Source organism: Pseudomonas sp. Marseille-Q8238 (assembly GCF_965111915.1).
The window spans coordinates 3822651-3834612 of the sequence record NZ_CBCOPI010000001.1 but is presented as its reverse complement, the minus strand read 5'-3'; the positions used below and the strand labels follow the sequence as shown (position 1 = coordinate 3834612).

15 protein-coding genes are annotated in these 11962 nt (G+C 60.8%); all 15 read left to right on the top strand.

Annotated features, from left to right (window positions below; all coding sequences use genetic code 11):
• Positions 1-142: 142 nt before the first annotated feature.
• The 15 genes from trmJ (at position 143) to ispG (ending at position 11960) form a co-directional block, all read left to right on the top strand.
• Positions 143-919, top strand: coding sequence for a tRNA (cytosine(32)/uridine(32)-2'-O)-methyltransferase TrmJ (gene trmJ, locus ACWPW0_RS17805; RefSeq protein WP_454256053.1), 777 nt, complete (start codon positions 143-145; stop codon positions 917-919).
• Complete coding sequence (cysE, locus tag ACWPW0_RS17800; protein ID WP_454256052.1) at positions 912-1691, top strand: serine O-acetyltransferase; 780 nt, start codon at positions 912-914, stop codon at positions 1689-1691. The genes trmJ and cysE overlap by 8 nt, the downstream gene beginning before the upstream one ends.
• A 141-nt stretch (positions 1692-1832) precedes the next feature.
• Positions 1833-2324 (top strand): Fe-S cluster assembly transcriptional regulator IscR, encoded by a 492-nt coding sequence (gene iscR, locus ACWPW0_RS17795; RefSeq protein ID WP_447593491.1) that lies wholly within the window; start codon positions 1833-1835, stop codon positions 2322-2324.
• Between the two features lie 32 nt (positions 2325-2356).
• Positions 2357-3571, top strand: a complete 1215-nt coding sequence (locus tag ACWPW0_RS17790; RefSeq protein ID WP_454256051.1) for an IscS subfamily cysteine desulfurase — start codon at positions 2357-2359, stop codon at positions 3569-3571.
• Between the two features lie 46 nt (positions 3572-3617).
• A complete protein-coding gene (iscU, locus tag ACWPW0_RS17785) occupies positions 3618-4004 on the top strand; it encodes a Fe-S cluster assembly scaffold IscU (RefSeq protein ID WP_220815504.1) in 387 nt (128 codons plus the stop codon).
• 26 nt (positions 4005-4030) lie between these two features.
• Positions 4031-4354, top strand: a complete 324-nt coding sequence (gene iscA / locus ACWPW0_RS17780; protein ID WP_447593489.1) for an iron-sulfur cluster assembly protein IscA — start codon at positions 4031-4033, stop codon at positions 4352-4354.
• 8 nt (positions 4355-4362) lie between these two features.
• Positions 4363-4884, top strand: coding sequence for a co-chaperone HscB (gene hscB / locus ACWPW0_RS17775; RefSeq protein ID WP_454256050.1), 522 nt, complete (start codon positions 4363-4365; stop codon positions 4882-4884).
• A 42-nt stretch (positions 4885-4926) separates the two neighbouring features.
• The gene (gene hscA / locus ACWPW0_RS17770; RefSeq protein WP_447593486.1) at positions 4927-6792 is read left to right on the top strand and encodes a Fe-S protein assembly chaperone HscA; all 1866 of its coding nucleotides are present in this window, start codon (positions 4927-4929) and stop codon (positions 6790-6792) included.
• A gap of 3 nt (positions 6793-6795) precedes the next feature.
• Positions 6796-7137, top strand: coding sequence for an ISC system 2Fe-2S type ferredoxin (gene fdx, locus ACWPW0_RS17765; protein ID WP_447593484.1), 342 nt, complete (start codon positions 6796-6798; stop codon positions 7135-7137).
• Between the two features lie 14 nt (positions 7138-7151).
• Positions 7152-7352 carry a Fe-S cluster assembly protein IscX gene (gene iscX / locus ACWPW0_RS17760; RefSeq protein WP_447593483.1) on the top strand — a complete coding sequence of 67 codons (201 nt, stop codon included), beginning with the start codon at positions 7152-7154 and terminating at the stop codon, positions 7350-7352.
• 102 nt (positions 7353-7454) lie between these two features.
• Entirely contained in the window at positions 7455-7880 is a 426-nt protein-coding gene (gene ndk / locus ACWPW0_RS17755; protein ID WP_285861657.1) for a nucleoside-diphosphate kinase, read from the top strand.
• A gap of 28 nt (positions 7881-7908) precedes the next feature.
• Positions 7909-9057, top strand: coding sequence for a 23S rRNA (adenine(2503)-C(2))-methyltransferase RlmN (rlmN, locus tag ACWPW0_RS17750; protein ID WP_454256049.1), 1149 nt, complete (start codon positions 7909-7911; stop codon positions 9055-9057).
• A gap of 14 nt (positions 9058-9071) precedes the next feature.
• Complete coding sequence (gene pilW / locus ACWPW0_RS17745) at positions 9072-9833, top strand: type IV pilus biogenesis/stability protein PilW (RefSeq protein ID WP_447593479.1); 762 nt, start codon at positions 9072-9074, stop codon at positions 9831-9833.
• Positions 9833-10846: a RodZ domain-containing protein gene (locus ACWPW0_RS17740; protein ID WP_454256048.1), complete on the top strand. Its 1014-nt coding sequence runs from the start codon at positions 9833-9835 to the stop codon at positions 10844-10846. The genes pilW and ACWPW0_RS17740 overlap by 1 nt, the downstream gene beginning before the upstream one ends.
• A gap of 1 nt (position 10847) precedes the next feature.
• A complete protein-coding gene (ispG, locus tag ACWPW0_RS17735; protein ID WP_454256047.1) occupies positions 10848-11960 on the top strand; it encodes a flavodoxin-dependent (E)-4-hydroxy-3-methylbut-2-enyl-diphosphate synthase in 1113 nt (370 codons plus the stop codon).
• Positions 11961-11962 lie beyond the last annotated feature (2 nt).

Below are 11962 nucleotides of genomic sequence, written 5' to 3'. Positions count from 1 at the left end.
GGAATTCACCAGGGTCGTTAAAGAAAGCCGGCAATTCTATCAGAAAAGCCATGGGCATAAAGCGTCGCCTTTGCCGTGCGTGACGTAAGGTCGGGCGCTTCTGTACTATCTACGCCCCTTTGCATCCCGCCGGGAGCCCGTGTTGCTGCAGAATATTCGTGTGGTCCTGGTCAATACCAGTCATCCCGGTAACATCGGTGGTGCCGCCAGGGCGATGAAAAATATGGGGTTGTCGCGCCTGGTGCTGGTCGATCCTCAGGACTTTCCCAGTAGCGAGGCCACGGCACGCGCCTCCGGTGCGACCGATATTCTTGACTCGGTGCAGGTTGTCGGCACGCTGGAGGAGGCCTTGGTCGGTTGCAGCGTGGCGTTGGGTACCAGTGCGCGTGAGCGGCATATCCCGTGGCCGCTGCTTGACCCGCGCGAATGTGCGACGACCTGCCTGCAGCATATTCAGCAGGAGAGTGAGGTTGCTCTGGTGTTCGGTCGCGAGTATGCCGGTCTGACTAATGAAGAGCTGCAGCGCTGTCATTTTCATGTGCACATCCCCTCTGATCCCGCCTTCAGCTCGCTGAATCTGGCGGCGGCGGTGCAGGTGCTGAGCTATGAGGTGCGCATGGCCTGGCTGCAGGCGCAGGGGCAGCCGACCAAGATGAGCAAGGTCGAGCCCGTGTCGCTCGATGAGCAGCAGGTGACGGCCGATGAGCTGGAGCTGTTCTATGGGCACCTGGAGAGTACGCTGGTGCAGATCGGCTTTCTCGATCCGCAGAATCCGCGTCATCTGATGTCGCGCTTGCGTCGTCTGTACGGGCGTAGTGGCATCAGCAAGCTGGAAATGAATATCCTGCGCGGTGTGCTGACCGAGACCCAGAAGGTTGTGCGTGGCGAGCCCCACAAGCGGAGAAAAGAAGATGTTTGAGCGAGTGCGCGAAGATATTCGAAGCGTGTTCCACCGTGATCCCGCTGCGCGCAATGCGTTCGAGGTGTTGACCTGCTACCCGGGGCTGCATGCCATTTGGCTGCATCGCCTGGGGCATCTGTTGTGGGCGCATGGCTGGAAGTGGCTGGCGCGCATGGTGTCGAATTTCGGGCGCTGGCTGACCGGGATCGAGATTCATCCTGGCGCGAAGATTGGACGGCGTTTTTTCATCGATCATGGCATGGGTATTGTCATCGGCGAGACCGCCGAGATCGGTGATGACGTGACCCTGTACCAGGGTGTGACCCTGGGGGGCACCAGTTGGGACAAGGGCAAGCGCCACCCGACGCTGGAGGATGGTGTTGTGGTGGGGGCGGGCGCCAAGGTGCTCGGGCCGTTTACCGTGGGTGCCGGGGCCAAGATCGGCTCGAATGCGGTGGTCACCAAGGCCGTTCCGCCGGGGGCTACGGCGGTGGGCATTCCGGGGCGAATCATCCTCAAACCGGATGACGAGCAGGAGGCCAAGCGCCAGGCCATGGCGGAGAAGCTGGGCTTCGATGCCTATGGCGTTGGCCAGGACATGCCCGATCCGGTGGCGCGCGCCATCGGCCAGTTGCTCGATCACCTGCAGGCGGTTGATGGGCGTCTGGAGGGTATGTGTGACGCGCTCAAGGACCTGGGTAGCGACTACTGTGGTAAAGAATTGCCGGCCTTGCGCGACGAGGATTTCGCCGAGGTCTGCAAGGATCAGGGCGACAAGCCTGCTGCCTGATGCCTTGTGCTGAGGGTTTTGCTATGATTTGCGCCCCTCGCTGCGCCTAAATCCGACTGTTTTAATCGGTCTTATAGTTGACCTAAATAGTCGGAAAAGAGGATACTGGCGACAATTCAGCGAAAACCCGTGGTAATCACCATGCGCTTGACCACCAAAGGTCGTTACGCCGTCACTGCCATGCTTGATCTGGCGCTTCACGCTCAGCAAGGGCCTGTGTCCCTGGCTGATATTTCCGAGCGCCAGGGCATTTCCCTGTCCTATCTCGAGCAACTGTTCGCCAAATTGCGCCGTGGCAATCTGGTGTCCAGTGTGCGCGGTCCGGGTGGCGGTTATCAGCTTTCTAGAGACATGCGCATCATACAAGTGGCGCAGGTTATCGACGCGGTCAACGAGTCGGTCGATGCCACGCGTTGCCAGGGGCTGGGCGACTGCCACTCCGGCGACACCTGCCTGACCCACCATTTGTGGTGTGACCTCAGTCAGCAGATTCACGAATTCCTCAGCGGCATCAGCCTGGCTGATCTGGTGACTCGTCGTGAGGTACAGGAAGTTGCCCAGCGCCAGGACCAGCGTCGTTGCAATGGCAGGACGCCCCATCTGGATAAGATCGAAGCGTCCGCCGTTGAATGAGCAGGGCGCCTGCCTGAATTAGGAGAAACCTGATGAGATTGCCGATTTACCTCGACTACTCCGCTACAACCCCTGTCGATCCGCGCGTCGCGCAGAAGATGAGTGAATGCCTGCTGGCTGATGGCAACTTCGGTAACCCGGCTTCGCGTTCGCACGTGTTTGGCTGGAAGGCTGAAGAGGCTGTGGAGAACGGTCGTCGCCAAGTGGCGGATCTGATCAATGCCGACCCGCGCGAGATTGTCTGGACCTCCGGTGCTACCGAGTCCGATAACCTGGCCATCAAGGGCGTCGCGCATTTCTACGGCACCAAGGGCAAGCACCTGATCACCTCCAAGATCGAACACAAGGCGGTGCTGGATACTTGCCGCCAACTGGAGCGCGAAGGGTTCGAAGTGACCTACCTCGAGCCAGGTGAAGACGGCCTGATCACCCTGGCCATGGTCGAGGCGGCGCTGCGTGACGACACGATTCTGGTTTCGCTCATGCATGTGAACAACGAGATCGGCACCATCAACGATATCGCGGCGATCGGTGAGCTGACCCGTTCGCGCGGCATCCTGTTCCATGTCGATGCCGCCCAGTCCACCGGCAAGGTGGAGATCGATCTGGAAAAGATGAAGGTCGACCTGATGTCCTTCTCTGCCCACAAGACCTATGGCCCGAAGGGCATCGGCGCGCTGTACGTGCGTCGCAAGCCGCGCGTACGCCTGGAGGCGCTGATTCATGGCGGTGGTCACGAGCGCGGCATGCGCTCGGGTACCCTGGCGACCCATCAGATCGTTGGCATGGGCGAGGCCTTCCGTATCGCCAAGGAAGAAATGACCCAGGAGAACGAGCGTATTCGTGCCCTGCGTGATCGCTTCTACAAGCAGGTGGAAGGTATGGAAGAGCTGTACGTCAACGGCAGCCTGACGGCCCGTGTGCCGCACAACCTGAACCTCAGCTTCAACTATGTCGAAGGCGAGTCGCTGATCATGGCGCTCAAGGACCTGGCCGTATCGTCTGGCTCGGCCTGTACGTCGGCGTCGCTCGAGCCGTCTTATGTGCTGCGTGCCCTGGGTCGTAACGACGAACTGGCACACAGCTCCATCCGTTTTACGTTCGGCCGTTTCTCCACCGAGGAAGAGGTCGACTACGCCGCATCGAAAATTCGCGAAGCCGTAGACAAGTTGCGTGAGCTGTCTCCGCTGTGGGACATGTTCAAAGAAGGTGTCGATCTGTCGAAGGTCGAATGGCAGGCGCATTGAATTAGTCGCCATCTAGAGCGGCACCTGATGAAAGAGGAATTGCACCATGGCTTACAGTGAAAAGGTCATCGACCATTACGAAAATCCACGCAACGTCGGCAAGATGGATGCTGAAGACCCGAATGTCGGTACCGGCATGGTTGGCGCTCCAGCGTGCGGCGACGTGATGCGTTTGCAGATCAAGGTCAATGAGCAGGGCGTGATTGAAGACGCCAAGTTCAAGACCTACGGCTGCGGTTCGGCCATTGCCTCCAGCTCCCTTGCCACCGAGTGGATGAAGGGTAAGACCCTGGACGAGGCCGAAACCATCAAGAACACCCAGCTGGCTGAAGAGCTGGCATTGCCGCCAGTCAAGATCCACTGCTCGGTACTCGCCGAAGATGCCATCAAGGCAGCCGTTCGCGACTACAAGCAGAAGAAAGGTCTGCTCTGAACCTCTCCCGTCATTAAGGAGCTGTTATGGCGATTACCATGACCGAGTCCGCCGCACGTCACGTTCAGCGCTCCATCGAAGGGCGTGGCAAGGGTGCGGGCATTCGTCTGGGTGTGCGCACCACCGGGTGTTCCGGCCTGGCTTATGTGCTGGAGTTCGTTGACGAACTGGCCGCCGAGGATCAGGTGTTCGAGAGCTTCGGGGTGAAAGTGATCATCGACCCGAAAAGCCTGGCTTACATCGACGGTACCGAGCTCGACTTCGTGCGCGAAGGCTTGAACGAAGGGTTCAAGTTCAACAACCCCAACGTGCGTGGCGAATGCGGCTGCGGCGAGAGCTTCAACGTCTGAGGCCTGTCGTGGGTAGTCCCTGTCATTTCGCTCTGTTCGACCTGCAGCCGGCTTTTTGCCTGGACCTGCAGCAGCTTTCCGCGCGCTACCGTGAATTGGCCAAGACGGTCCACCCGGATCGTTTTGCCGATGCGCCGGAGCGTGACCAGCGTCTGGCGCTGGAGCATTCGGCAAACCTCAATGAGGCCTACCAGACGCTCAAGAGCGCCCCGCGTCGCGCCCTGTATCTACTGGCGCTGCGCGGGCGCGAGCTGCCGCTGGAAGTGACCGTGCAGGACCCCGAGTTCCTGATGCAGCAGATGCGCTGGCGCGAAGAGCTGGAGGATTTGCAGGACAGTGCTGATCTGCCCGGGGTCGCGACGTTCAAGCAGCGCCTGAAGCAGGCCCAGGGCGAGCTCGATGAGGGTTTTGCTACCTGCTGGGATGATGAGGAGCGTCGTGAAGAAGCCGAGCGGCTGGTGCGGCGCATGCAGTTCCTCGACAAGCTGTCTCACGAAGTGCGCCAACTGGAAGAGCGCCTCGACGATTAACCGTAGTGCAGCTTCTGCTGCGCGCCTGACCTCTTGAGCATCATGGCCTTATTGCAGATTGCCGAGCCCGGCCAAAGTCCCAAGCCCCACCAGCGTCGTCTGGCCGTGGGCATCGACCTGGGCACTACCAACTCGCTGGTCGCTGCTGTGCGCAGCGGCCTTTCCGAACCTCTGGCGGATGCAGCCGGGCAGGTGATTCTGCCGTCGGCTGTGCGCTATCACGTCGATCATGTCGAGGTGGGCCAGGCTGCCAAGGCTGCTGCCTCCGGCGATCCACTGAATACCGTGCTTTCGGTGAAGCGCCTGATGGGGCGTGGCCTGGAAGACGTCAAGCAGCTCGGCGAGCAGTTGCCGTATCGCTTCGTCGGTGGTGAATCGCACATGCCGTTCATCGAGACAGTGCAGGGGGCGAAGAGCCCGGTCGAGGTCTCGGCGGAAATTCTCAAGGCGCTGCGTTTGCGCGCAGAGGCGACTCTGGGGGGCGATCTGGTGGGGGCGGTAATCACCGTGCCTGCCTATTTCGACGATGCCCAGCGCCAGGCTACCAAGGATGCGGCACGACTGGCTGGCCTGAATGTATTGCGTCTGCTCAATGAGCCGACGGCGGCGGCGGTGGCCTATGGTCTCGATCAGCATGCCGAAGGTGTGGTGGCCATCTATGACCTGGGGGGCGGGACGTTCGACGTATCTATCCTGCGCCTGAGTCGTGGTGTCTTCGAGGTGCTGGCCACCGGGGGTGACAGCGCGCTGGGTGGGGATGACTTCGACCACGCCATCGCCAACTGGATTCTGCAGCAGGCCGGCTTGTCACTGGATCTCGATCCGGGCACCCAGCGCAGCTTGCTGCAGGTAGCCTGTGCCGCCAAGGAGGCGCTGACTGCCGCCGACTCGGTCGAGTTGAAGCATGCGGGCTGGACCGGCTCGCTGAGTCGCGAGCAGTTCGATGCGCTCATCGAGCCGATGGTGGCGCGCAGCCTGAAGGCCTGTCGGCGTGCGGTGCGCGACGCCGCTATCGAGCTGGATGAAGTCGAGGCCGTGGTCATGGTCGGCGGCTCCACCCGGGTGCCGCGTGTGCGTGATGCCGTCGGGGCGTTGTTCGGGCGTACGCCGTTGACTGATATCGATCCGGATCAGGTGGTGGCCATCGGGGCTGCGATCCAGGCCGATACGCTGGCCGGCAACAAGCGCGGCGATGGCGAAGAGTTGTTGCTGCTTGATGTGATTCCGCTGTCCCTGGGGTTGGAAACCATGGGCGGCCTGATGGAGAAGGTCATCCCGCGCAACACCACCATCCCGGTGGCGCGTGCGCAGGAGTTCACTACCTACAAAGATGGCCAGACGGCCATGATGATCCATGTGCTGCAGGGTGAGCGCGAGCTGATCAGCGATTGCCGCTCACTGGCGCGTTTCGAGCTGCGTGGCATACCGCCACTGGTGGCAGGCTCGGCGAAGATTCGCGTGACGTTCCAGGTCGATGCCGACGGCCTTCTTGGTGTGACGGCGCGGGAGCTGGGTTCCGGTGTCGAGTCGAGCATCCAGGTCAAGCCGTCCTACGGTCTGACCGATGGCGAGATCGCGCGGATGCTGCAGGATTCCTTCCAGAATGCCGGGGGGGACAAGCAGGCGCGCGCCTTGCGCGAACAGCAAGTCGAGGCCGAGCGCCTGATCGAAGCTGTGCAGGGGGCCCTGGAAGTCGACGGCGATCGGCTGCTCTCGGCTGAGGAACGTCTTGCCATCGCAGCCCAGGTGGAGGCACTGCGTGAGCAGGCAGCGGGTAGCGATGTCGCTGCCATCGAGCAGCAGATCAAGCGCCTGAGTCATATCACCGACGCCTTTGCCGCGCGCCGCCTGGATTCGACGGTAAAAGCCGCGTTGGCGGGGCGTAATCTGAATGAGATCGAGGAATAACTGATGCCGCAGGTCATTTTTCTGCCCCACGAACGCTTCTGTCCGGATGGGCTGGTGGTGGAGGCCGAGCCGGGTGTGTCCATCCTGGAGCTGGCTCACCAGCACCATATCGAGATGGAAAATGCCTGTGGTGGTGTGTGCGCCTGCACCACCTGCCATTGCATCGTGCGCGAGGGCTTCGATTCGCTGAAAGAGGCCGATGACCTTGAAGAGGATTACCTGGACAAGGCCTGGGGGCTGGAGGCTCAGTCGCGCCTGGCTTGCCAGGCGATCGTCGGCGAGGAAGACCTCACCGTCGAGATTCCGAAGTATTCGCTCAACCATGCCGCCGAAGCGCCGCACTGATCGGGAATCACGTCATGAGTCTGAAATGGGTTGATGTGCTGGATATCGCCATCGAGCTGGCCGAAAGCAAGCCGGATGTCGATCCGCGCTACGTCAATTTCGTCGATTTGCAGCGCTGGGTCCTGGCGCTACCCGACTTCAGCGATGATCCGCAACGTGGCGGGGAGAAAGTCCTCGAAGCCATTCAGGCGGCCTGGATCGACGAGCTGGACTGAGCCCCTCCGCGCCAGCTGGCGCGCGCCTACGCATTTTTCCGGAACCCGCGTATAATCCGCGGGTTTAATTGTTCGCTTTAATCCTTGTTTCTGGAGTTTCAAATGGCTGTTCAACGTACTTTTTCCATCATCAAGCCTGATGCCGTTGCCAAAAACGTGATCGGCAAGATCACCACCCGTTTCGAAGACGCCGGTCTGAAAATCGTCGCTTCGAAAATCAAGCAGCTGTCCAAGGCTGAAGCCGAAGGCTTCTACGCCGAGCACAAAGAACGCGGTTTCTTCGCTGACCTGGTAGCGTTCATGACTTCCGGTCCAGTCGTTGTTCAGGTTCTGGAAGGCGAAAACGCCATCGTTCGCAACCGTGAGCTGATGGGCGCCACCAACCCTAAAGAAGCTGCACCAGGCACCATCCGTGCGGACTTCGCCGAGTCCATCGACGCCAACGCTGTTCACGGTTCGGACTCCGAAGCCGCTGCTGCTCGCGAAATCGCTTACTTCTTCGCAGCTACCGAGGTGACCACTCGCTAAGCCACGGCTTTCGGGTGAGGGTGAATCCATGGCGACATCAACTGGCAAAACCAACCTGCTGGGTCTGACCCAGCCGGAAATCGAGCAGTTCTTCGACGCGATAGGCGAGAAGCGCTTCCGTGCCGGGCAGGTGATGAAGTGGATTCACCATTTTGGCGTCGATGATTTCGACGCCATGAGCAATCTGGGCAAGGCCTTGCGCGAGAAGCTCAAGGCCTGTGCCGAAATTCGCGGTCCCGAAATCGTCAGCCAGGATATCTCCAGCGATGGCACCCGGAAATGGGTGGTGCGCGTGGCGTCTGGCAGTTGCGTCGAGACCGTCTACATCCCGCAGGGTGGGCGTGGCACCCTCTGCGTGTCGTCCCAGGCCGGTTGTGCCCTGGACTGCAGTTTCTGCTCCACGGGCAAACAGGGCTTCAACAGCGACCTGACTGCCGCCGAGATCATCGGCCAGGTGTGGATCGCCAACAAATCCTTCGGCACCGTACCGGCCAAGATCGACCGCGCCGTCACCAACGTGGTGATGATGGGCATGGGCGAGCCACTGCTGAACTTCGACAACGTGGTCGCCGCCATGCGCATCATGATGGACGATCTGGGCTATGGCATTTCCAAGCGCAAGGTGACCCTGTCGACCTCCGGCGTGGTGCCGATGATCGACAAGCTTGGTGAAGTCATCGACGTGTCGCTGGCACTGTCGCTGCACGCGCCCAACGATGAGCTGCGCAGCCAACTGGTGCCGATCAACAAGAAGTACCCCTTGGATGTGCTGCTGCCAGCGTGCCGCCGCTATATATCCCGACTTGGCGAGAAGCGCTTCCTGACGATCGAGTACACCCTGCTCAAGGACATCAACGATCAGCCCGAGCATGCCGCGCAGATGATCGCACTTCTGGCCGATTTCCCTTGCAAGATCAATCTGATTCCGTTTAATCCTTTCCCTTTCTCCGGTTATGAACGGCCTAGCAACAATTCGATTCGTCGCTTTCAGGACTTGCTGCACAAGGCCGGGCACAATGTCACCGTACGCACCACGCGTGGCGATGACATCGACGCCGCGTGCGGGCAACTGGTTGGGCAGGTGCAGGACCGCACCCGTCGCAGCGAACGCTATATAGCCGTACGTCAATTGGGTAGTGAGGCGGATGTGCCTCGCGATGCTGCCAACCGAAACTGAAAGGGAGGGTTTTCATGACTTTGCGCGCTGTGCTGTTGTTGGTCATTGCCGGGGTGCTGACGGGTTGCGTGACCACGGGTGGACACGTCGATCCGATGAAAAGCACAGAAGGCCGCAACCAGGCGCGTGATGCCTACATCGAGCTGGGGATCGGGTTTCTGACCCAGGGCTCGACTGAAAAAGCCAAGGCGCCACTCAAGTCGGCCCTGGAGATCGACCCTTCCAGTGCTGAAGCGCACGCGGCCCTGGCAGTGGTGTTTCAGCAGGAGATGGAGCCGCAGCTGGCTGAGCAGCACTACCGCAAGGCTCTGTCGCTGAAGGGCAATGATGCACGGCTGCTGAACAACTATGGCGGCTTCCTCTATGAGCAGAAACGCTACAAGGAAGCCCGGGAGGCCTATCTCAAAGCCTCCACCGATACACTCTATGGCGAACGCTCGCGGGTATTCGAAAACCTCGGTTTGACGGCGTTGCAGTTGAACATGAACGACGAGGCCGAGCAGTATTTCCAGCGCTCCCTGCGCCTGAACAGTCGGCGCCCGGTGGCTCAGTTGCAAATGGCACTGTTGTCTTACCAGGCCAAACAATACGTGCCCGCGCGCAATTACTACGAGGGCTACAGCCAACTGGCACCGCAGACGCCGCAGAGCTTGTTGCTGGGCATTCGCCTGGCCAAGGTCTTCGATGAGCGTGACATGGCAGCAAGCCTTGGCCTGCAGTTGAAAAGACTCTATCCGGGTACGCCCGAATATCAGCAATATCTGTCGGAGCTGTGATGAAAACGTCGCATTCTGAAGTCGTTGCGGCGACCCAGGTGAACCCCGGTGAAACGCTGCGTCTGGCGCGTGAAGCCCGTGGCTGGTCACTGGGTGATGTAGCGGCCAAGCTCAACCTGACGCCACAGGTCGTCGGCCAGTTGGAGGCGGGCAGCTTCGAGCGCCTGCCGGGCCATACCTTCGCCCGGGGCTACGTGCGGGCTTATGCCAAATTGCTCGAGATGGATCAGGCCAGCCTGGTCGCCGAGTTCGACCGTTATACCGGCAGCGACTCGGGCGCCAGCAGCGTGCACAGCCTCGGGCGTATCGAGGAGCCGGTGCGGCTGTCCCAGGGTATTCTGAAGATCGTCAGCCTGTTCCTGCTGGTCGGGTTGGGCATCGGTGCGTTCTTCTGGTGGCAGGGGGGCAGTGAGCGTACGACGGTGACCACTGCCAACCTCGGTTTCGAGCATGTCGAAGTCGAAGGTGCCGATGGCACCACCGAGATCCATCCACTGGACGAGCCGGAAGACCAGGCCGTAGCAGAGGCTCAATCGACCGAAGAACTGCCGCCGCCGGTTTCCGCTGAACTGGCTGGCCAGTCCGAAACACCTGAGGGCAGCTCGCCCGCGGAGCCGACTACCGTTGCACCTGAGGTCGCTTCTACACCGCCAGCGTCAGCTCCAGCAGCTCCAGCAGCTCCAGCAGCACCCACTGCCCCTGCGGCGCCAGTTACTCCGCAAACTTCCCAGGCTCCCGTCGTGGCAGCCCCGACGGTGACGCCGGCGGCGGGTGAGGCGCGGGTCAACCTGCAATTCACCGCCGATTGCTGGACGCAACTGACCGATGCCAACGGCAAGGTGTTGCTCATGGCGCTCAAGCGTCGTGGCGAAAGCGTGGAACTGGTTGGCAAGGCGCCTCTCGAGCTGCGTCTGGGCTTCGCCCGTGGCGCGCAAGTGCTGGTCGATGGCCAGTCGGTCGATGTGACGCCTTTTATCCACAACGAAACAGCGCGCCTGAAGTTGGGGCAATAACATGCACTGCGAATCTCCGATTACCCGTCGCCTGTCGCGCAAGATCTGGGTCGGTTCGGTACCTGTTGGCGGTGACGCACCGATTGCGGTGCAGAGCATGACCAACACCGATACCTGCGATGTTGCCGCCACGGTTGGCCAGATTCGCCGCCTGGAAGATGCCGGCGCAGATATCGTGCGGGTCTCGGTGCCGGATATGGAGGCCGCCGAAGCCTTCGGCAAGATCAAGCAGCAGGTTCGCGTACCGCTGGTTGCCGATATTCACTTCGACTATCAGATCGCCCTGCGCGTGGCTGAACTGGGCGTCGATTGCCTGCGCATCAACCCGGGTAATATCGGTCGTGAGGACCGTGTGCGCGCCGTGGTGGAAGCGGCCCGCGACAAGGGTATTCCAATCCGCATCGGCGTTAATGCCGGTTCGCTGGAGAAGGACCTGCAGAAGAAGTATGGCGAGCCTACGCCGCAAGCGTTGGTCGAGTCGGCGCTGCGTCATGTCGAACACCTGGACCGCCTGAATTTCCCTGACTTCAAGGTCAGCGTGAAGGCTTCGGATGTGTTCATGGCCGTCGAAGCCTATCGCCTGCTGGCCAAGCAGATCGAGCAGCCGTTGCACCTGGGCATCACCGAGGCCGGTGGGCTGCGTTCGGGCACGGTGAAGTCCGCCGTCGGCCTGGGCATGTTGCTGGCCGAAGGCATTGGCGACACCATCCGCATCTCGCTGGCCGCTGACCCGGTGGAAGAGATCAAGGTCGGCTACGACATCCTGAAGTCCCTGCGCCTGCGTTCGCGCGGTATCAACTTCATCGCCTGCCCGAGCTGCTCGCGGCAGAACTTCGATGTGGTGAAAACCATGAACGAGCTGGAGACCCGGGTCGAAGACCTGCTGGTGCCGCTGGATGTAGCGGTCATTGGTTGTGTGGTCAACGGTCCTGGTGAAGCCAAGGAAGCGCATATCGGCCTCACGGGTGGCGCACCAAACAACCTGATCTATATCGATGGCAAGCCGGCGCAAAAGCTGACCAACGAGAACCTGGTCGACCAGTTGGAAAAGCTGATTCGCGAAAAGGCGGCAGAGAAAGTCGAGGCCGACGCGGCGGTGATTGTTCGCGGCTGAGC

Bases quoted from the DNA above. Each gene is read 5' to 3' on its own strand.
- ACWPW0_RS17740 (WP_454256048.1), top strand. From the start codon at position 9,833: ATGAAAACGTCGCATTCTGAAGTCGTTGCGGCGACCCAGGTGAACCCC.
- iscU (WP_220815504.1), top strand. From the start codon at position 3,618: ATGGCTTACAGTGAAAAGGTCATCGACCATTACGAAAATCCACGCAAC.
- iscX (WP_447593483.1), top strand. From the start codon at position 7,152: ATGAGTCTGAAATGGGTTGATGTGCTGGATATCGCCATCGAGCTGGCC.
- iscA (WP_447593489.1), top strand. From the start codon at position 4,031: ATGGCGATTACCATGACCGAGTCCGCCGCACGTCACGTTCAGCGCTCC.
- ispG (WP_454256047.1), top strand. From the start codon at position 10,848: ATGCACTGCGAATCTCCGATTACCCGTCGCCTGTCGCGCAAGATCTGG.
- rlmN (WP_454256049.1), top strand. From the start codon at position 7,909: ATGGCGACATCAACTGGCAAAACCAACCTGCTGGGTCTGACCCAGCCG.
- ndk (WP_285861657.1), top strand. From the start codon at position 7,455: ATGGCTGTTCAACGTACTTTTTCCATCATCAAGCCTGATGCCGTTGCC.
- fdx (WP_447593484.1), top strand. From the start codon at position 6,796: ATGCCGCAGGTCATTTTTCTGCCCCACGAACGCTTCTGTCCGGATGGG.
- hscA (WP_447593486.1), top strand. From the start codon at position 4,927: ATGGCCTTATTGCAGATTGCCGAGCCCGGCCAAAGTCCCAAGCCCCAC.
- pilW (WP_447593479.1), top strand. From the start codon at position 9,072: ATGACTTTGCGCGCTGTGCTGTTGTTGGTCATTGCCGGGGTGCTGACG.
- iscR (WP_447593491.1), top strand. From the start codon at position 1,833: ATGCGCTTGACCACCAAAGGTCGTTACGCCGTCACTGCCATGCTTGAT.
- ACWPW0_RS17790 (WP_454256051.1), top strand. From the start codon at position 2,357: ATGAGATTGCCGATTTACCTCGACTACTCCGCTACAACCCCTGTCGAT.
- cysE (WP_454256052.1), top strand. From the start codon at position 912: ATGTTTGAGCGAGTGCGCGAAGATATTCGAAGCGTGTTCCACCGTGAT.